Source organism: Vibrio sp. Vb2131 (genome assembly GCF_033338535.1).
Lineage (GTDB): Bacteria > Pseudomonadota > Gammaproteobacteria > Enterobacterales > Vibrionaceae > Vibrio > Vibrio alginolyticus.
The window spans coordinates 121,336-144,024 of record NZ_JAWOSW010000008.1; the positions used below are offsets into that span (position 1 = coordinate 121,336).

The 22,689-nt window shown below is 43.9% G+C and carries 10 protein-coding genes; all 10 read right to left on the reverse strand.

Features of this window, described 5'->3' with window-relative positions:
• Positions 1 to 47: 47 nt before the first annotated feature.
• A complete protein-coding gene (locus tag R7E38_RS11125; protein ID WP_213891655.1) occupies positions 48 to 1,625 on the reverse strand; it encodes a sensor domain-containing diguanylate cyclase in 1,578 nt (525 codons plus the stop codon).
• 185 nt (positions 1,626 to 1,810) lie between these two features.
• The gene (locus R7E38_RS11130; RefSeq protein ID WP_318081786.1) at positions 1,811 to 2,281 is read right to left on the reverse strand and encodes a heme-degrading domain-containing protein; all 471 of its coding nucleotides are present in this window, start codon (positions 2,279 to 2,281) and stop codon (positions 1,811 to 1,813) included.
• The gene (locus tag R7E38_RS11135) at positions 2,278 to 3,318 is read right to left on the reverse strand and encodes an oxidoreductase (protein ID WP_226083632.1); all 1,041 of its coding nucleotides are present in this window, start codon (positions 3,316 to 3,318) and stop codon (positions 2,278 to 2,280) included. Before R7E38_RS11135 ends, R7E38_RS11130 begins: the two co-directional genes overlap by 4 nt.
• A gap of 11 nt (positions 3,319 to 3,329) precedes the next feature.
• A complete protein-coding gene (locus R7E38_RS11140; protein ID WP_226083633.1) occupies positions 3,330 to 4,103 on the reverse strand; it encodes a DeoR/GlpR family DNA-binding transcription regulator in 774 nt (257 codons plus the stop codon).
• Between the two features lie 178 nt (positions 4,104 to 4,281).
• On the reverse strand, positions 4,282 to 5,124 hold the full coding sequence (locus tag R7E38_RS11145; RefSeq protein WP_226083634.1) for a phosphate ABC transporter substrate-binding protein: 843 nt from the start codon (positions 5,122 to 5,124) through the stop codon (positions 4,282 to 4,284).
• Positions 5,114 to 5,734: an OmpA family protein gene (locus R7E38_RS11150; RefSeq protein ID WP_053303115.1), complete on the reverse strand. Its 621-nt coding sequence runs from the start codon at positions 5,732 to 5,734 to the stop codon at positions 5,114 to 5,116. The genes R7E38_RS11145 and R7E38_RS11150 overlap by 11 nt, the downstream gene beginning before the upstream one ends.
• On the reverse strand, positions 5,727 to 7,040 hold the full coding sequence (locus R7E38_RS11155) for a TolC family outer membrane protein (RefSeq protein ID WP_005377756.1): 1,314 nt from the start codon (positions 7,038 to 7,040) through the stop codon (positions 5,727 to 5,729). Before R7E38_RS11155 ends, R7E38_RS11150 begins: the two co-directional genes overlap by 8 nt.
• Positions 7,041 to 7,055: 15 nt before the next feature.
• On the reverse strand, positions 7,056 to 8,369 hold the full coding sequence (locus R7E38_RS11160; RefSeq protein WP_021033865.1) for an HlyD family type I secretion periplasmic adaptor subunit: 1,314 nt from the start codon (positions 8,367 to 8,369) through the stop codon (positions 7,056 to 7,058).
• Positions 8,366 to 10,537 (reverse strand): type I secretion system permease/ATPase, encoded by a 2,172-nt coding sequence (locus tag R7E38_RS11165; protein ID WP_318081788.1) that lies wholly within the window; start codon positions 10,535 to 10,537, stop codon positions 8,366 to 8,368. Before R7E38_RS11165 ends, R7E38_RS11160 begins: the two co-directional genes overlap by 4 nt.
• Positions 10,534 to 22,674 carry an Ig-like domain-containing protein gene (locus R7E38_RS11170; RefSeq protein WP_318081789.1) on the reverse strand — a complete coding sequence of 4,047 codons (12,141 nt, stop codon included), beginning with the start codon at positions 22,672 to 22,674 and terminating at the stop codon, positions 10,534 to 10,536. Before R7E38_RS11170 ends, R7E38_RS11165 begins: the two co-directional genes overlap by 4 nt.
• Positions 22,675 to 22,689: the final 15 nt, after the last annotated feature.

The following is a 22,689-nucleotide window of genomic DNA, read 5'->3' on the forward strand; positions in this document are numbered from 1 at the left end:
AAAGGTTAGTCACTGGCTCGTTTTATGTTCAGCATAAAGCGCAATATCTATTGTGCGTCGTCACCCAACTCCGTTCTATTTCTTCCATTATGTTTCGCTTTATAAAGTGCATTATCGGCGTCTTTCATTACCGCTTCAATTGGTGTGTCATTGCCTTTCCAGTGAGAAACGCCCAACGAAACCGTGACCTTACCAACCACCTGAAAGTCATGTTGTTCCACATTGTGTCTAATACGCTCTGCAACATCCATAGCGTGGTTTACGTCTGTTTTTTCCAAAAACATCATAAACTCTTCACCGCCAGAACGACACAGGTGATCATTAGAGCGAGCTTGGTCTTTCATTAACTGCGCAAACTCTCTAAGTAAGTTGTCACCCACGTCATGGCCATAGTTATCGTTTACGCTCTTAAAGTGGTCAATATCTAGCGCCAAAACAGAGAACGCGGTATTTTCCTGCTTAAACAAACCAAGAACTTTATCTAATCCACGTCGATTCAATAATCCAGTCATCGAATCTGTTAATGTATCCAGTTGCAGCTTATCAATGGTTTTTGACACGATACCAAATGCTTTAAGAAAGCTAAGCTTCAAATGTGAGACCTCAAAATACCAAGACTTAACCAGTTTGAGATCATCGATAGATGATGAATGTTCTTCGACACCTCGCACAGCACCCGCTAACTGCCAAAGTGGTCTAGAAATAAGAAGGGACAAGAACCAAATTAGTAACAAAGTTAATAAACCAATTGGAATCGACTTGAGGAAAACATTCCACATCTGTTCATCTAGCACAGATAACGTCATCGATTTCGGGCGCTGAGCAACAATTCCCCATCCTGATGACTTTACTGGTGCATAACCAGCAAGCATTTCGACGCCGCGAGAGTTAACAATTTCTTTGTTACCGCTCTGCCCCATCGTCACCACTTTGATTGCCTCATTATCGTCGATTACTTCACCAACTCTCGACTGATCTGGGTGATAAATCAGAGTGTTACTCTCATCGACAACGTAAAGGAAAGAACCATCTTTGTATGCGTGCTGGCTGAGTAACTCTGCAAGAATATTTTCTTTTTCTAGATAAATAGTGCCGCCGATATAACCTAAATATTCATTAGATTGAGAAAATATAGGGTATGAGATGGTTAACAAGTAATTTCCAGCTGGCGATATAAATGGTTCAGTAACAACCGGTGCTTGAGCGTTTAAAGACTGGCGTTTTCTTTCACCCACTAACCTTACACCTTTCACCTGAAGTGTTTCAGGGGATACAGAAATAATAACCCCTTTTGCATTAACGACAACCACAGAGTTAAATGATTTGGTTTGCGTTCTTAATCTCTCAGCCTCTTTATCAAGAAGCTGAGCGTCATGCATCTTGTCTTTTAGCACGTTCGCACTGTATTTTAGCTGCGACATTGAGCTTTCTATGAAAGAGTCTGTCATTTCAGACATTTTTTGGGCGTAAACACGGTTTGATTCTAACGTGTTATTGATGATGAGATCCCTTTGAACACGATAAATCGAGTAGAATGCGTTGATCAAAGTGACAAGCACACTGAACACACATAGGGTGACAATAAGATTTCTAAGATTGAGTTTTTCTTTTCTTCTAAAAGACATTGCCAATGGCCAACTTTGAAGGCTTTCTATATGAATGAGCGTATAGGTTATATGAAATTGATTTGATTTTCAGGTAGTAAGTTGGGATCAATGTTAATATTTGCTCACATTAAAGAACACTTTATGAGCTAAAAAGAGAATTCAGTAGCACGATAAAGAAACCGTGCTACTTTCATATTTGGCGTTTAAGAGGGTTTTGTCTCTGTCATCGTTTTTAATATATCCACAACTAGCTGATGATCATCTAACTGCGGTAAACCCGATACCGTCACAACCCCAACCAAACCAGACCCAGAAAGCCGAATTGGGAACGCGCCACCATGAGCGCAGTACTCACGAGCATCGAGATGAGGCTGATTTTCGAAATCACGTTGCTTTTGCTTGTTGTACAGAGAAAGATAGTAAGAGCTGTGGCCATACCATAATACTGAGTTTCGCTTCCTACGGACCCAATCTAAATGATCAGCACAGGTTCCTGCCATCGCGTACTGAAATAGCGTTTGTCCAAAGCCGTAAACCTCAATAGCAACAGCCGCGCCGCGAGCTTCAGCCTCTTCTTTTAGAGCGAGGCCGATAGACCACGCAATATGGTGATTAAATTCGGCCAACTGAAGTTCATGCTCTTGCAGGGCCACGAGTTCAAGCGTCAAACTCATGGTTTCACCTGAATCGTTTTACCCGTTTTACTGCTTTCCAATGCCATCTCAATCAGAGCGATATTCTGTACTGCTTGAGCGGCAGGAACCGGGTTATCAGTGCCCAAACGAATGGCGTCTGCCACACCAACAAAGTAAGCTTGGTACGCGCCTCTCTCCGTTTTGATAGTTTGCGCACCGTCTTCGTCGTAACGGACGCCGTATAACGCCTCATCTTCTTCCGACCAAGCATCGTTTTCCGGCAAACGGCCTTCTTTTAAGTAGCCCTCTTGAGGATCTAATCCGAACTTTTCATATTTAGCTTCCGTACCCAATACTTTGTAGCGGAGATTCGGCTCTGGGCTATACAAGTTTGAATGCAAGTGCACAATATGCTCAGGGTAATGAAGTATCAAGTTGTAATAATCAATCGTTGTCGCACCCGGGCGCATCATTCGACATTGTGCGTCTATCGCATCTGGCAAGCCAAACAACACCAATGCTTGATCGAGAAGATGAGGAGCAAGGTCGAATAGAATACCACCACCATCTTGGGCTAGCTCTCGCCAGCGTTGACGAACTTCAGGGCGGTAACGGTCAAAGTGTGACTCGAATAGCTTTATATCACCTAACTTACCTTGTTCGATAAGAGATTTAACCGTGAGAAAATCTCCATCCCAACGTCTATTGTGAAAAACGCTCAGCACCAGACCTTTCTCTTCCGCCAAGGCGATAAGTTCATTACCGTCTTCTATACGAGTAACAAACGGTTTCTCGACGATGACGTGTTTCCCATTGTTCAACGCACGCTTTGCAAGTTCGTAATGTACGTCATTTGGCGCAGTAATGATTACGAGCTCTACATCACTATCATCGAGTAAAGTATTCGCATCAGAAAACCACTTAGCATCTGGCCAATCATTTTGAACCGCCTCCTGTTGACGCGAGCTTATCGCGCTCAGCGTTAAATTTGGTAGCGCTTTAATGAAGGGTAAATGAAACGTTTTTGCTGAATATCCGTAACCAATCACAGCGGTTTTTACGGGATCGTAAGCCATTCTAAGATTCCTTATTTCGGTGACACAACAATACATTCAATATCATTGTGATCGAGGAGTTGTTGAAAATCTGATTGAGGGGGATGATCGGTAATAATGATGTCGATCTTTGACAAATCACATACGTGGTGGAAATTGTCGCTACCAATTTTTCGGGATTCACAAACGACGATGACCTGCTGAGCTTGAGCAATCATCGCTTGTTTCAATGTTGCTTCTAACAAACTATTTGTTGTCAGCCCTCGGGATGACAATGCACACACGCCAATGAACGCTTTGTTCACGTGATAATGCTGCATTTGCTGCTCTGCTTGCGCCCCTAAAACTGCTCTGGCATAAGGGTCAAAGTGTCCGCCTAAGAAATGAACGTCCATTGTGTCGTTTGTCTCAGCAGCGGTCAGCACATCAATGCTGTTAGTGACAACGTTGAGCTTGTTTTCTCCACAACGCGCTTTTCCTGCATAGAGTGGGAGCAGAGACAAAATGGTGCTGGTATCAATAACAAGATGGTCGCGCTCATCCAACAACGCTGCGGCAGCTTGAGCTAGTCGATGTTTAACGTCACTCACGGGTCGACTCGCGTATGCCTCGGTATGGGAAGAGATCGGCGCAAGCATGACACCACCTCGTATTCTTTGTAACCCAGGTTGCTGACTCAACTTAACTAAGTCTCGGCGAGCTGAATCTCGCGAGATACCAAAGTACTCACAAACTTCAGACAACGTTACTTTGTTTTGCTGCTCCAGCTTCGCTCTGAGTGCTACGAGTCTTTCTTCTTGTGTCATAACTTAAATGCACTTAAGTGATTTTAAGTGAACTTGCCACAATAATAGAAAAATTACCAACAAAACCACTTACAACCAACTCAATTGACCAAAGGTTAACCAAAGATAAATGAGCAGCAAGGCAAAACTTCCTAGAGCGGTACGTTCACTCAAGCCCACATAGTTAGGCGTATGAAGTTTATTTATACCCGTTTAAAACAACTGGCTCATCTAGCCCTAACTTCACCCTATTTATTTTAATAAGCGCTTTTGGTAGTGGAATAAACCCAGCATTTCGTACCTGTTGTGTATTGTTGTCGGTTGTAAGGAGTTCAAATAGTTTTGATTTTGTGATTTTCTGATTGGTGTCGAATTGTTTATTTATATAAACGTAATAGACCACGGAAAATGGATAGCGAAGAGAATAGATGCAATCTGTGCTCAAAGAGCATGAGTCATCGTTATGATGAACAGAGAGAGCCTTGTAGCTCGACCACTGTTCTGAGTATTTAAAATCGGAGTATTGCATATAAGCTTTGGCTGAAAAGTCGTCACTTAAAGCGCGTTTCAATCGGTCTTCATCAAGCATTTGAATCGATGATTGACAACCATTAGAGCTCACATCTGGGTTACTTAAACGCATCTCCCCGAAAGCATACGTATTTGCATCACAGCGTTTCAATTCACTAACGGAAACACTATCTACCGTACTCTTTTGACTATTGATTACGACAATAGCGTTTGCCATTAAAAACAAACGTGTAGGCCTGTGGCCTCTTTCTCGTTGAAATCGGGAGATGTTTTCATCTGACCATTTCTTAGATGTGATCGCAATAGAGGCTCCGTCATTTAGCATGTCGTTAAAACCACCAGACTGAGATGCAAGCGCTACATTTACACTTGGCTCATCTATCAATGTTTCTATCGTTTCTAGTATCTCTGGTTCGACAAAAATCGATGTTCGAGCCTCAGAGTCAGCAAATGCCAGCGGTGAAATCAAACATGAAGTTAGAGCAAGGAAAGGCAAGACTTTAATTTTCATAATTCAGCTCCAACTTCGAATTAGGTGTCAACTCGCTGTCCGAACTAAATATAGTCCACGCTTGTTCAGTACTTTCAGCTTTCGTGTTTACAACAGCAATTGTGCGCCTTTCCCGTTTTTTTAGTTGTACCGTCAATGCCGTATTCTGATAAAACTCTTGCTCTTCAATTCGATTATCTTGAATGCCGTTTCTCACTAGCAATTCTCGTATAGCTGCCGTCCTTTTCTTTGCCAACGCTTTGTTGTATTCGAGTGACGCTTCAGGGCTTGTGTCTCCTATCAGTATGACTTGCGCATTTGGGTTACTCTGAAGCAGTGCTTTCAACTCGCTTAGCGGCATATCATGAGATGGCGTTACCTGATGCTCATCCATCGCAAAGAAAAAGCTGATCAGGTGTGTCTGCGAGTCGTTGACCCAATTCGCACAGCCTTCACTGTCAACAACCACACCTTTTGGCGTATCTGCGCAGTTATCTCGTTGGTTTATCACGCCATCACTATCATTGTCTTTAAGGTCGTTGTACTGGTAAGTGGTCAACGTCGTATTCGGTGATTCAGCACAGCCTGCTAACATGAAAACTAGAAGACTCGTCACTGCGAATTTATCCATTATTGTTCTCCTTCCAGTTCTCTGGATACTCAACTCGCAACGCATAAGTCAGAATCCCCATCGAGTTGAATAAACGGTAAGTGGCAACCAAATGATCGTACTTTGTTCGGGTGTAGTTCCGTCTCGCAACAAACGTTTCAACTTTGGCATCTAATACATCTAACAAACTGCGTCGCCCTACATTGAACTGCTGGATGTACCCTAATTCAGTTACTTTCGCCGCATCAACGTTGACTTTTAAAAACTCCATTTGCTGTTGAAGCAATGTATGTGCGTCCCATGCCAGCCTTACACCTTCATTCGCATCTAGTTCTGCATTTGCTCGAATAGCCCTCGCCTCCTCTACTCGCCAGGCAGATGACTCCACTCGGGAGTCTGTAGAAAAGCCGTTAAAAAGATCGTAGTTGACCGTCAGCATAACCTTTGCATCTTCGTTAATGCCTTCAATATTATCCACGTTGTCTGTTTTGTTGGCTGACAGCTCAAGCTTGAGCTCTGGGTAGTAATCCCCCTTTTCTCTTTTTACTTCATGTCGAGCCGCCTCTAAATCTTTCATCGCTGACTGTATGGATGGGTGCAACCTAACCGCTTGTTTGAGTGCTTCGTCAAGCTTATTCGGAAGCAACTCCTGCGGGTAAACAGGTTCAACTAAGTTTTGCGGCGCTCGACCAACCAAACGTACAAATCTTGTTCTAGCATCGGAAAGATTGTTTTGGGCGGCAATCAATGAGGACTGTGTTGTCGCGACACGCGAAGAAACCTGCGCTAAGTCGGAGTTGCTGGTTAAACCTTTTTCTTTTTTATCTAGAATGAAACGGTAGATCTCTTGGTGTTCATTTAGGTTTCTTTCTGTCAGTTTCATCAACTCTCGGGCATGTAAAACATCCACATACGCTCTGACAGTATCTAATGCAACATTTTCCGCAGATGCCAATAAGTCCAAGCGTTCAGCTTCAGCCTCGTAAGATAGGCGATCAACATCAGCACTTGTTTTAAATCCATCAAATAACAGTTGGGAGATTCTTACGCCCATCTCCGTTCTTTCTAATGTTCTATCTTCACTGTCGATGTAGTTTCCGTTGTTATATCGAGTACCTTCGTACCCTGCTGCTGCATACAAATTAACCTGAGGAAGAAATGAACCATTTATGGCATTTCGGTCTCGTACCATCGACTCATAGCGAGAATAGCGAGCAAGCAAACTGGGGGAGCTATCGAGAGATAACGTAACTGACTCTTCTAAAGTCAAAGCGTTTGGCGACGATGATACTGCAAACAAGACCAATAACGTTGATTTAAGCCGCATCTTATATCCTTATGTCTATCTTTCTCTGAGCGAATTCTCTTTCGCACGTAATATAGGTTTTAACCAATAATTCAGTACTGTTTTTTCTCCTGTAAGAATGTCTACCACAACCTGCATTCCCGGGATGATCGTAAACTTATCATCAACCTTGAAAGTAACGTTGGCACGGTAGTAGGCATTGCCCTCTTCATTTTGAAGTGCATCGGCGCTTACGTAGGTCACTTCTCCTTCTAGGCCTCCGTAAATGACAAAGTCATAGGCAGACAACTTTACCGTTGCCGGCAGGCCAGGCCTTATGAAGGCGATATTCTGAGGAGAAATTCTCGCTTCAACGATTAACGTGCTATTACGAGGGACTATTTCTAAAATAGGCTCACCCGGCTTAACCACACCTCCGATGGTTCTGACAAAAACATCTTTGATGGTTCCATCGACCGGAGAAAGTAACTGCGTTCGATTCAACTGATCCGCAATCGCCTGACGACTTTCATTGAGCTGCGCTAGTTGCGTCACAACTTCATTGAGCTGCCCTTGTGCCTCTGCCCTAAAAGCAAGCGCAGTACCACGATAATCTGCGATGGATTCAGAATACACAGCCCTTTGCTTTTGGGCAGCAGCTTGTGAACTCGCGATGTCTCCTTTGAGCTTTATAACGTCTCTATTCAGTTTTAATAATTCCACTTCAGCCACCGCGCCACTAGAAACCACCTCTCTCAACATATCTCGCTCTTTCGAGACAATAACCAGACTGCTTTTTAGTGTTTGAATGGTATTCAAGGTATCTAGATAAGCTTGCGATTGTTGCTCAATTCGCAATTTAGCCTCCTCCAGCTCAGACTCCAGTTGGCTCAACCGCTCAAGATAGTTTGCTTTGGCATTCAGATAGGCAGAGTGGCCGGTCATCGAAATATCAAATGGCTGAGGCTCGATACTCACTTGTTGTTTCCAATCCAGTTGGAGGCTATTCACTTTTACCGTTTCTAATTCAATTTGAAGCCTCTGCTTTCTGGCGAGCAAAGATTCAACTTGTTCAGAGGTCTCCGAATAGGTCGACTTAAACCTTGTATCATCCAGAATAGCGATGGTTTGCCCCTTAGTGACGCTTTCACCAGGCATGACAAGTAACTCCTTTAGAATGCCTCCCTCTAAGCTCTGAATCGTCTGAACAGACAAAGTAGGAACAACCTTTCCTTCGCCGACAACCACTTCGTCTAACCTCGCCCACGAGGCCCAAATAATCACACTTAGCACTAAAGCGGCAGACAACCAAATCAACGTTCTCGAACGGTTTGCTAAATGAGCATTACTCCAACGAACTGTGCTCATCATTGACCTCCTTCGCGTACAATTGATACTGCGCGTACTCTGTTCGTTTTCGCGTTAGACTGTTGTTTAGCAAAAATTTCTTGGGGCGCTCCTTCCCTCAAAATTGTGCCTTTATCAAGCACAACAATTCGATCACAAAGCGATAATAAGGAATGTTTATGAGAGCTAATAATCATCGTCGTCGAGTGCGGCAACGATTTAAGAGCATTAAACAACGCATTCTCAGCTGGCTGGTCTAAGGAACTGGTTGGCTCGTCTAAAATTAATGCTGCAGGGTTTCGATAAAACGCTCTTGAAATCGCTACAGCTTGCCTTTGCCCCCCCGACAAATAACGCCCTCCTTCTCCGACTTGCGTTTCTAGACCATGAGGAAGGCGGCTCATGTACTGGTTCAAACCCGATAATTCTATCGCACGGCGTAAACGTTCTTGATCAATAACATGATGTCCTAATACTATGTTTTCCATAATGCTGCCGTATATAAGATGCGAATCTTGGCCAACCCAACCCGTTTTCTCTCTTATCAATTCGGCGGGCCAAAGCTGACTGTCAATGTCATCAAAATAAACGCTACCCTGTAAGGCACTGAGTTGATTGGTAATAATAGAAAGGAGTGTAGACTTTCCTGCTCCTGCACTACCAATAACGCCAACGCGTTCGCCTTGCTTGATAGTAAGATTAATATCTCTCAAACATGGCATATCAACATCTGGGTATTGGAAGCTCACGTTTTCTAAACGTATATTCCCTGTAAATTCGGCAGACGTAATGACCTGACTGCGTTGCACCTCCTGAGGTAAAGACATGATAGAATTTAAGCCTTCAACCGCTGTTTTTGTCTGTTGATAGCGAAGTAACAGCATAGCTAACTGGTTAATCGCCCCTGCAGCACGACCGCTAAGCATGACAATAGCAATGAGCCCCCCCATGCTGAGCAATCCCTCAGAAATTCTGTACACGCCTGTTACAAGTAACATTACGGTAATTATCTGCTGGCTAGATTGAATGGAGTAAGCAACGATATTCGAATAGTTTCGCGATTGATTTTGCCAATCAGAAAGCATGGATACCGTTTGCTCCCAACGCTTTTGTGCTTCTCCCGTAGCGTTATTTTGCTTAATCTCTTTTAAAGAGGACAATGAATCAAACAAGTGAGCTTGTCGCTTCATGGATAGTGCAGCACTTTCCGTATGTGATTGTTCTATTTTTGCTTTTACCGCAAAGCCAAGGATCAGCAGGATAAACATGACGGCAATAGGTATGAACATCATTGCCCCACCTAGCCAACCTATTAAGACTAAAAATAACAACGTAAATGGGAGATCAACTAAGGTCACAAGAGATGCAGAAGTAAAAAAATCGCGAACACTATCAAAATCTTGTAGTTGTCGAGCGAATGCACCGACTGATGCAGGACGGTGTTCAAGTTTCATCCCCATAACTTTAGAAAAAAGTATCGAAGAAAGCTTGTTATCGATGTACTTACCCGCTGTATCAGTGACAACTCCCCTTGCTTTACGCAATAGCCAATCAAAAATAATGATGACGGAGACACCAGCGACCAAAACCCATAATGTACTGAAAGCTTGATTAGGCACTACACGATCGTAAACGTTCATAGTGAAAAGCGGAATAACTAGCGCTAGCATATTGATAAGGAAAGAGGCAATCAAAAGATCTCGATACCACGGAGACATTTCTTTCACTACGGCGAAAAGCCAATGTTCATTGTAATCCGCTTGAATAGAACTTATCCGTTTGTCCAGCTCTGGACGCATAGAAACTTGCCATGCTTGAGGCTGGAATTGATTCTGCAGTTCCTCGCTCGTAACGTATTGCGTTTCACTCTGGTCTTCACTAAATAACGTGACTTGATAATCGCTGTTATGTCGCTCAGATATAATAGCGGGTTGTAACGTCTTCCTATTGATTACCACCAATGGAAAGCTCAACATTGCGGTGGATTTTAAATCGATTAATGTGAGTTCAAGATCGGCTCGCTCAGCGGCTCTGATGAATAAGTTACTATCCAATCTACCCTCAGCAAGAGGTAATCCAGAAAGCACCTTTTTTGTATGGTGTCTAACTTCAAAATAACGCATCAACCAAGTTAACGATTGCCCCCAAGGATCGTTAGTCAGCTCACTTGATGAGGATGAGTGATGCTTCATGACATACCACCTACTAGCAAGTTGTTGTCATCAATCATCTTCTGTAAGACATTTTCTTCGGCTACGCCAGTCGAGTCACCTTTGTAAAGCTGATCGAGAGTGACGCCCTGCATAAGAATCTGTTGTTTTGTCCCCGTCTCTTCTGGTTTTATGTGAAGCGTTACGCCATCATCATTCTCTGTTAAATCGAGCTTATTATCGACTTCTGTTATCGAGGTAGCTGTGATTATCGAGGCGATGTCAATTGTGTCATTATCATCACCAATAACGGATATTTGGAAATCGTTGATCACATCGTACGAGGGCTTTAACTCGTTACCGAGCCCTGAACTGTCAAACTGGAATACATCGCTGCCACTTCCTCCAATAAGCAAATCATTAGCATCTGTCGCAAGTAAAGTTTGGCCCCCTTCTTCCACTAAGGTAACGTTGACTGTCTGAGCAGCACCTTCTGCGACTATAGCACCCAGTGTTGCAATCGGTTTTATCGACAACGTAAAATCACTTGCACCGCTAAACCCGCCAACGATGGAAAGATCAGCGACATCCTCTTGATCAACAGTATAAATGCCGTTCAATCTTTCACCATGACTCAACTCTAGATCTGTTGGTAATCCGCGAATCTCCACACTTCCAAACTCTTCGGGTGCAGGATTGACCAAATTCATGCTCAACCCCAAAGGAATACTCCCAGACGCTTCAGACACAATAGACTGATAATCGGCCGTTAGTGTTGGCTCATCAGCTTCAGGGGTAACAACAATGGTTAGATCGGTGCTTTGCACATCTCCAAAATCGGTTTCGAGTTTCCCTGACACTATCGCTTGATCAAACGTTCTAACATTGAGAGCAACATCCATCGTTCCAAATGCATCCTTGGGAACGAACTCCAAACCTGACACTTCATTTGCTCGCACTAATACCGTCGCCACGGCATTGCCCGCGTCATCGAAGGTAAAGGATGAGAATTGAGTCCCGATACGAATCCTACCTAAGCCTTCCAATGCAGAGGGTTCAGAGCTTGCTTTGATCAACATCGACACTTCTATATATTCGTTGCTATTTGTTTCAAAACCGCTCGCTAAAAAGTCAATCGAAATGGAATCACCTTCATCTCCAGTGAACGTGTTAGAGGTTGTATTCAACGATACATCATCGCCAATCGGTTTTACGCCGACGTTGAACTGAGAAGTGGTATAGTTATAGTCGTTTGATCCAGACTCTTGGGTAATAGCTTGCAGTGTTAGTGGAATATCCCCACTAAAATCTAGTGGCGGTAGAAAGTAAACCTTATCAAGTTGTGCTTGAGTTAGCTGCCACTCCTTGCTCTCACCATCCGTTGAACCGTTATTAGGGAGTAATTCGAACGTCCCATTATTGTCCCAAACCAACACGGCTCCGTCTGGCACTCCTGTCATGACCAAAGACATCGACTCAGAACCATCTTGATCGATTAGTGATGCAGATAAGTTTCCTAAATAAATATAACTATCTTCATCACCAACTACGTCTTCTGTTTCCAGAACCGCTTTATCAACCACTGGGGCAACGGTAACGGTAACTTCTGTTGATTTAGTTTGAGTATCTTTCGCACTGTCAGTACTTAAACAACTTCCCGTGACTTCATCAGTAATGTTTGCGTCAACGGAAATAACAAGCTCTCCACTGTAGTTTTCAGGTGGGATTAGCTGAATTTCGTTTAGACGCGTAACATCTGTCACTACCCATGTTCCATCACCGTTGTCAATGAGTAGGCTCGGGTCCACGGCAGTAAACCGCGCATTCTCGTCAGATACAGATAAAGAAACCCAATTGACACTTTCAAGGCCAGTCGCTGCGTCACCTTCTCCAGTAATGGACTGCATTGGCCCTTCACTATCGCCCAATACAAGAGCAAGATTCAGGTTGGTTATAGTATCTTCTTGAACCGTAACTTGGCTTGGTGCTATCGCGATATCATCGACAGCAGGAGAGATTTGTACCGTAATGGTCTGAGAGGTTGTTTTCGAGTCACCATCGCATGGGGCCGTTTCTGTCACTTCTAAATTGAAAGTAATGCAACCAGCAAAGTCCTCATCCACGCCAGTAAGCGTCAAGGAAGACAATCCAGCGCTAGAAATTGAATAACCCAACAGATTGCCCGCATTATCATAAGCAGGTATCACACCTTCGCCAGTAAGCTCGACTCCTTCAGGTAAAGAATCTGCGGCGACAAAGAAGGAAACTAAGTTACCATCACTACTCGCTACATCAGGGTTTAAAAACGCCCCAATTGAGACATCTTCACCTTCTTTACCTACAATATCCCCACTTTGAACGCTTCCTGGTTCACCAGGATCAGCACACTGGTCTCCATCTCCTTCATGGCCAGTAATTTGAATTTGGAACTGACCTGTGATGTATTGAGCATCCGTTCCATCTCGAACATACGCTAACACATTCACATCAAGTATCTCTGTATTAGATGGGCTATAAATCGATGCGCCAGCAAGCAAATCTTGAGCGGTTTCCAACACGCTATCACTTGTGATTCCTTCCATTGGAATCAGCCAGTTCCCATCGGCATCTTGAGAAGCACCATTCGGATGAGTAACAATGAGGTCTTGGCCCTGCGGTATCTGTAAAACGATGTAATCGAGATACTCTGAACCATCAATATCCGCTTCTGTAAATGTAATGCCTCCACTCACGTCAACAGCAGACCCATCCGTACTTGTGAATACTTCAGTCGCGCCTTCTAAACGTGTTTTGTCAATATCTTCATTACCAATATCCACTTTTCCAGAAACCACGACGCTCAAAGAACCGTTGATTGCCTTTACATCAGTCTCCAGCGTAGGAGACGTGTCTGTCACTTCGTACTGAACTTCCAGGCTAAACGTCCCACTTAGGTCTTCATTAGCTTTTACAGTGATTCGTCCACTGTTTAACAACTCAGATAATGTTGCCGAGCTACCATCGAGTAGTTCATTGAGTTCTAACGGTAAATTACTTTCCTCTACTGCATTACCATCAAAGTAAAGTGTTAAGCCATCTGGAATGGATACAATGGTGTATCCTGTCAAGGACTCACTAGAATCTATATCTTGATTAACGACAGGCTCAAGATTTAGTGTGATGAAATTGTCCTCAATACCATTGCTTTGTAATTCTTGACCGTCAGTTTGATCAACAATAGGTGAGATTTCCATTTCCACTTTAAGAGGGGTTTCAGCAGAATCACCATCCGGCTCTGTTGAAACGACGATAACATCCATGCTCAGTGTTCCACTAAAATCTTGCTCTGTTTTGAGGTAAGTGTTTTCAAGAACAGCGTTTGAGACCTGATAAACTGGCCCCGTTATTGGGTCCACGTAAGCAATTGGAAGAACAATAGGGTCACCATTTACATCTGTCAGTTGTGTTCCCACAGGGATGTTCTGAAGCAAGATATTAATTTCTTCTGATAGATCGTCGTCTGATGTCTGGATGATAAAATCCAGTTGTATCAGGTTATCTTCGTCTAACGTAGAGAGATTACTAATTACTTTAGTCGCTTGATCATATTGCCAATTCCCCTGTCCACCATCTAGAACAATTGGTTCATCGACCACGCCTTTTAGCTTAATGTCAATGGTTGCAGATTGGCTCTCGGCGGTTTCATTAAGAGGTGCTAAGTCATCAATAGTCGACTCTGTTGAAATGGCGGTTACTTGAAGGGATAGAGATTCAGTAAATGAGCTGATATCCGATTTTGGTTGAAGTAACGCCTCCGAATTGGCTAGAGCATTGGAGGTCACTAGGTAGGTATTAATACCGATAAGCGTAATCCCAGCTCCGACAGGCAATGTCCAACCATCTTGAACTTCTATGCGATAAGACAGAGACTCCGAGCCATCTGTGTCAGTGAGCCGCCCTAAGATGTACTCTTTTAAGTCAATCGCTTGGTCTTCAAGCCCCTGAATGTTTTTAACGGTCAGCGCAGGCACATCGGCATCTGGAGATATATCGATAACAACTTGCTCAGTGATCTCCGCTGTTTTATCTTGCTCATCGGCAAACACACTACCCGACTCAGTCGTTACTGCCGTTACATCAAAAGTAAATCTTCCGGCTAAGTTTTCGTTAGATGTGATTTCAATTTGATCTAACTCGGATTGGCTATACGATTTCCCTTCCTCAATAGCACTTCCGTTAAGTGTTAATATAAGTCCATCTGGAATATTCGAAACTTGGTAGTGGAGCGTTTCAGAACCGTCTTGGTCAAACTTTTCAGCGACAATATTGAGCGAAAGTGATTCAGCGGAATCTTCAACACTTTGATAAGAAAAGTCCGAATCATTAGACCACTCTGGCAAATCTGCAACCGGTAAGACGTTAACATTTAACGTGTTATTGCCTTGTAATACAAAACCATCTGGTTCGACATCAGATACGATTAATGCAGACACTGCTAACGAAACTTTGATAGTGTTGCCCGACAGGTTTAGCGCTGGTTGATAAGTGAGATCACCATTTGGAACGGTGAATATACCCCCCCCCATTAGCTCTGTACCAGAAAGACTAATAAATCCGTCATTATCATCATCTTCAAGGCGCACTCCGTCTAAAAACAGAGCCCCTCCTTGTAGAGATTCAACAGAGATCCTTATCGCTTCAACACGCTCATTATTCTCCGTATCCCCAGGAGAAACTCTAATCGGTAACGCGACTGGCGTGGGGTCTCCACTATTATTCGCGCCATTATCTTCTAACGTATCTACATTAACGGTTCGAATAAAGCCCCTGGCATCATCAAGAATTAATTGAGCTTCACTGCTTGCTTGGTCACCGTCTGCATCCGTCACAGTTATCGTTAGATCATCAAGCAAACCACCTACAGGCGTATTAACAATAATCTCGGTAGTTAGCGTAAATGTCCCATCTTGAGCAATAGTCAGCGTTCCATATTTTAAGTTACCATCACTACTATTGATTAAATCGATGGTCCAAGCATCATTGCTAAATACCGAACTCGCCGTATCGTATGTTTCACCTGCATAGGTCAAACTTGAAATCAACGTGCCATCTGAACTGATTAAGTCGGCATTATTGCTAAACCAGTTTCCCGAAAACTCATCCCCCTCGGTAAGTTCAATTTCTATTGGTGAGCTTGTGTCTTCAGGGATATCATCTACTACACTAACGGTATATGTCTCAGCTTCAGACTGGTCGCCATCCTTATCAACGGCATAAATTGAAAAACTGAGTTCTAATGTGTTCTCGTCCGCTGGAACACCGTCAGGTTCATCGTGTTCAAGTGCACGGTATAGATCAAACTCGACAGTCCCATCGGTATTAAATCTAATTCTAAAGACGTCTTGCTCGCTTTCATCTCTTGCATATAACCAACCATTCGAGTCCGGTGAATCAAGCGAAACCAAGCTACCACTACTTGTTTTATAGCCGAGCACATTGAACATATCGATATTCACGCTCACACTGGCGATAGAGTCTGAACCTTGTAATAGCGTAATGGATGGTGACGAGCCCTCGATGCCAGAATCAAGCGAATCATCATTCAACCCGCTTTCATTGACTGTGATTCCCTCTGTAATTACTAGTTCCGGAAACAAGCCATCATAGACCAGTATGTTGGACTCCGTAGAGATCTCGCTTCCATCAGAATCTCTCGCCACGATGGGCATAGAGATCGACAATTGCGTCCCATCACCTAAAACATGGTCAAGCGAGTGATAAAGCTCTACAGTTACATTAACGGTAGACGTATCATTTGATGGCAAAGAGAAGTCACTAGGTAACGTGACCCTAAATACAACGTCTCCAGTGTCTGAAATTGCGTCAAAGCTTCCATCATTGTTATCGTACCAAGTGACAGCCTCTCCATTATAAGTAACAGCATCACCAAGCGTAGTTTTGACAGTATCTCCATCATTTATGTCAACACCCAGATACACAATCGGATCGAATGATGACGTAACTATCACATCCGTATTCGCTATGGCTGAAACACCATCAGGAGCAATGTTTGTATCGACAGGTGTTTCGGTCAACTCGACATTGCCACTATTGATTAGCGCTTGTCCATTGTCGTTATCTATCACATTAATGTCTAAAACGACCGACGTGTTATCTTGGTCTGAGTCCATTGCAGTAACAACGAGAGGTACGTTTGGATCAGTATTTTCTTGTTGGTCGAGAGCCTGAAAAAGCTCAAAGGAGTAGGTAATGTCGCCATTTGCATCAATAGGTAATGGAGCATTGAGGATAGCTTGAAAGATGGGAATCTGAGTTTGCCCATCTTCGTCAAGAATATAACCATCAAGTGTTTTGCCATCCGCAGAGACTTGATAAAGCACAACTTGTTCACCACTCGTCAACAAGGGTTGTTCAGAGACGATGAACGACAAAGATTCGAGGTAATCACTGCCAACCTCAACTTGAAAATTCCCTGAGCTCAACACACTTCCATTGGCGAGATCAGATTCTTTTACTTCTACCCCATTCAAATTATTTAAAGTTGAGTCTGCGCCATCCTTTAGAACATAGTCAATTTCATTCTCTACAAGCGGTGTGGCATCTAAATCTACGCCACCAATGGTCAACGGGAAAGTGACCGTATCACTGCTATTGAATTGATCGATAGGGTGCTCAAGAGTAAGCGAAATTGAAGCTAATACATCGTTACCCGACTCAACGCCACTCAATGTTAACGTAAATACAGTGACACCATTCGCAAATGCTGTAATTTGCTTTCCACTGGAACTTAACGTGTAGCTAAGCTCATTATCAGAGACTGAGCTTGTAAGCCCTAATGCTTCTAACTTAGTAATAGATGACCCACCGAAATACAAACTACTCGGATCAGGGTTGTCAGATCCCGCGACAATATTGACAGTTCCTTCAAAGTTCAATATCGGGCCATCCAAAGGGACTTCTGTTACGTCTATAGTCGCATTGCCTACGTAACCTGCTTGTCCATCAGTAATGTCAATGGTCGCGTTAGCCAAGCCATAGTCTTGGGAGTCATCTGCCGCTAAATAGCTGAAAGAAACACTTTGCTCGACCGAATGATCTAGGTTTCGACCTGCATCAAACTGCCAAGAGCCATCAAAAAATACGGTTAATTCGCCTTTTTCTAAACTAAAACTTACGGATCCCCCCTCTAGAATTGACTTCTGCTCCCCGCCAGCCTCTACAAATTTCACATAAAGTGTTCCATCAAGATCAATATCATTTTCAAGTAGATTGCCCGTAATTGTTTGATCTTCTACGACTGAGTATGTGTCATCTCTAATCACCGGATCAGAGTCATAAATAGTAATCGTTAACGGTGCCACAACCGTCTCTTGTGTACCGTCAGCATCACTTTGAATGCTTTCAACCAATACGTTAGTCACCAGCTCATCTTGACCTACACCATGATCAATCGCTTCATAAAAAGTAATTTGAACCGTACCATCATCATTGACCTCTGCTGAGAAAACTAATCGGTCGTCGGTCGATGTTCCTTGTAAGCTCAACCCATCTTCTGCAACAACAACATTAATAGATTGACCGACCGATGTAAGCGCACTCAAACTTGGCTGCTCTGCATGCAGTGCTGGCACACCATTTTCTATGTTGATGGCTGCCGAGCTGCTTTGCTCACCAAAAAATCCAACGATGTTTTCAGAAAATACCGTTGAACCGGGTAGCACTATTGTTGGCATGGTATCGACCGCATGGTTGCCGGCGACATCCAACACTTCAGCTTCAATGGTCCACGTGCTGTTTAGATTGAGAGTGTTTACGTCAATTCCGGTTACTGTCCACGAACCTGATGCATCAACAAGGCCAGTAAAATTCAGCGTGCTGTCTCCGTCACTTACCCGAATCGTCACCGCCAGACCTTGCTCTACACCACTGGTTGTCCCTCTCATTTCCGTGACTATACCCTCACGGAAATCATCAATGGCAAGACCACCGCTAATATAAAAATCCGTATCGATATCAATGGTGGGAGCAGTGGCATCTATGGTCGTAGCCTCATCCATCGCTTTCGCTTGGTTGCCCGCCACATCATTCACGGAGGCAGATACGGTTAACGCCCCATCGGCTAACGTGGATAAGTTCGCCCCTTCGACTTGCCACATACCATCAACGACAACGGCATTGAACGAGAGCATCGCCCCCAAGCTGTCTTGAACCGTGACAGAAACCGTCTGACCATTTTCAACATCACTGACTTGCCCTGACAAAGTGACAGATTGGCGCTCTTCAATGTTTAAATAGCCGTCTCCGCCATCGTCAACGTCCACCGTCACACTTGCAAGCGTATCTTTGACGATGGTGTTTTCACTGGTTGCAGGGTTGCCCGCTATATCTATACTCTCAGCAACAACTGTCAGCGTACCTTCAGACAATCCAGAAAGGTCAACGTCGTCCAGAGACCAACTTCCACCAGTCACCACCGTTTCTAAGTTTATGACCGCTCCTAACGAGTCGGTTACCGTAACTTGGATACGCTGGCCATCTTCAATGTTTTCAATCGTCCCTTCGAGGCGAGTAGTCGCGATTTCGTACTGATTTAAATACTCATCCCCTCCACCATCAAAATTGACGTTCACCGTTGCAAGTGTATCTTTAATGGTCGTATCGACAGCGTTCAGGTTATTGCCATAAATGTCAGAAACCACAGAAGTCACCGTGAGCGGCCCTTCAGCAAGAGAAGACAGATCAACGCCTGATAGGGTATAAGACTCGTTCTCTACGGTCGTTGTAACAGTAATGGAATCATTGAGGCTGTCGGTAATGGTGATAGTAACAAGCCACTCATCGCTTATCTTGAGTGCGTCACCTTGAATCGTGACACTAGGAACTTCAAACTGGTTTTCGTATCCATCGCCGCCATCAAGAATATTCACCGTTAAAGAGGCATCATCGTTCAAACCTTCAATTGCCTCTAAGGTAATATCCAATGTTACGGAGGTGGTGTCACCGTCTGAATCTGTTGCATTAACTAACAATGGTATATCCAGGATTTGATCTTTTGACAGATCGAAAGAGCGATATAATTCAAAGGAATACTCTATTTCACTACTCGACTCTAAAGGTAATGTGGATAATAGTGTCGATTGAAAAATATTTACTTCCACCCCACCTTCTATGATATAGCCAGTAATTGTCGTACCGTCATCAGACAGACGGTAAAGCAACTCACTTTCACTACTCACTAATGTGGGCTGGTTTAATTCGCTAAATCGAAGAGAGTCAACATAATCACTCCCGATATCGAGTTGAAGGCTCCCAGTCTTAAAGATTGTCCCACTTTCTAGATTAATCTCCTCCATTGCAACAACAGTCAAGTTGCTCAACGTAGGATCAACACCATCTTTCAACACGAAATCAATTTCATTCTCTACAAGCGGTGTGGAGTCTAGATCTGTCCCTCCAATGGTCAACGGGAAAGTGACCGTATCACTACTATTGAATTGATCGATAGGATGATCAAGAGTAAGCGAAATTGAAGCTAGTACATCGTTACCCGACTCAATGCCACTCAATGTTAACGTAAATACAGTGACACCATTGGCAAATGCTGTGATTTGCTTCCCACTGGAACTTAACGTGTAGCTAAGCTCAGTATTAGAGACTGAGCTTGTAAGCCCTAATGCCTCTAACTTAGTAATGGATGCCTCACCAAAATACAAACTAGTCGGATCAGGGTTATCAGAGCCAGCAATCACATTAACACTGCCTTCGGTGGTTAATAATGCCGCTCCCAGAGGTACTTCTGCTGTTTTTATAGTAGCGCTACCTACATAACCCGCTTGGCCATCTATAATGTCGATGGTCGCGGTTGCTACACCGTAATCTTTTGAATCATCGGCTGCGAGATAATCAAAAACGAGACTTTGCTCGACCGTGTGATCTAAGTTGCGACTGGCATTCAACTGCCAAGAGCCATCTGAAAATACGGTTAATTCACCCTTCTCTAGACTAAAACTTACTGAGCCACCATCAGGGACAGACTGGATCTCTCCTCCGGCTCTGACATATCGAATGTACAAGTCACCATCAATATCAATGTCATTCTCCAGTACATTGCCAGAAATGACTTGGCCTTCGGTTACACTATATGACTCATTTTCGATCACTGGATCGGCATCAAGGATGGCGATTTCTAGGGGGGCCACAACCGTTTCTTGTGTACCGTCAGCATCACTTTGAGTGCTTTCAACCAATACGTTAGTCACCAGCTCATCTTGACCTACACCATGATCAATCGCTTCATAAAAAGTAATTTGAACCGTACCATCATCATTGACCTCTGCTGAGAAAACTAATCGGTCGTCGGTCGATGTTCCTTGTAAGCTCAACCCATCTTCTGCAACAACAACATTAATAGATTGACCGACCGATGTAAGCGCACTCAAACTTGGCTGCTCTGCATGCAGTGCTGGCACACCATTTTCTATGTTGATGGCTGCCGAGCTGCTTTGCTCACCAAAAAATCCAACGATGTTTTCAGAAAATACCGTTGAACCGGGTAGCACTATTGTTGGCATGGTATCGACCGCATGGTTGCCGGCGACATCCAACACTTCAGCTTCAATGGTCCACGTGCTGTTTAGATTGAGAGTGTTTACGTCAATTCCGGTTACTGTCCACGAACCTGATGCATCAACAAGGCCAGTAAAATTCAGCGTGCTGTCTCCGTCACTTACCCGAATCGTCACCGCCAGACCTTGCTCTACACCACTGGTTGTCCCTCTCATTTCCGTGACTATACCCTCACGGAAATCATCAATGGCAAGACCACCGCTAATATAAAAATCCGTATCGATATCAATGGTGGGAGCAGTGGCATCTATGGTCGTAGCCTCATCCATCGCTTTCGCTTGGTTGCCCGCCACATCATTCACGGAGGCAGATACGGTTAACGCCCCATCGGCTAACGTGGATAAGTTCGCCCCTTCGACTTGCCACATACCATCAACGACAACGGCATTGAACGAGAGCATCGCCCCCAAGCTGTCTTGAACCGTGACAGAAACCGTCTGACCATTTTCAACATCACTGACTTGCCCTGACAAAGTGACAGATTGGCGCTCTTCAATGTTTAAATAGCCGTCTCCGCCATCGTCAACGTCCACCGTCACACTTGCAAGCGTATCTTTGACGATGGTGTTTTCACTGGTTGCAGGGTTGCCCGCTATATCTATACTCTCAGCAACAACTGTCAGCGTACCTTCAGACAATCCAGAAAGGTCAACGTCGTCCAGAGACCAACTTCCACCAGTCACCACCGTTTCTAAGTTTATGACCGCTCCTAACGAGTCGGTTACCGTAACTTGGATACGCTGGCCATCTTCAATGTTTTCAATCGTCCCTTCGAGGCGAGTAGTCGCGATTTCGTACTGATTTAAATACTCATCCCCTCCACCATCAAAATTGACGTTCACCGTTGCAAGTGTATCTTTAATGGTCGTATCGACAGCGTTCAGGTTATTGCCATAAATGTCAGAAACCACAGAAGTCACCGTGAGCGGCCCTTCAGCAAGAGAAGACAGATCAACGCCTGATAGGGTATAAGACTCGTTCTCTACGGTCGTTGTAACAGTAATGGAATCATTGAGGCTGTCGGTAATGGTGATAGTAACAAGCCACTCATCGCTTATCTTGAGTGCGTCACCTTGAATCGTGACACTAGGAACTTCAAACTGGTTTTCGTATCCATCGCCGCCATCAAGAATATCCACCGTTAATATAGCATCGGGATTCAACCGCTCAGGAGCCTGAGTCTCAGAAGTTGGGTTCTCTATTTCTTGCACTGCTGGCCTAGTAACATAGCCATTAGAAACGAGTTGCTCAGGTAAAACAGCGCGAATATAGGCAACAAAACTTAACCCACCAGAAGACTCACTAAAATCTCGAACGCTCTGATTAAAAGTGGATTCAATACCGTTTTGAGATGCAATTAAAAGATCATTCGAACTCGATTCATCCTCACTTGTTGTATCTTCATTAAATGCAATATCGAGAATGTCAGTATTAAGAACAACCACCTCTACTTCTGGAACTAATTGTTCGTTGGGCAACATTTGGATCCAAGAACCGTCACTTAAAACCGCCCAAAGAACATTACCGATTTGAATGTAGAGTATTGGCTGCATAATTCGCCCCATATG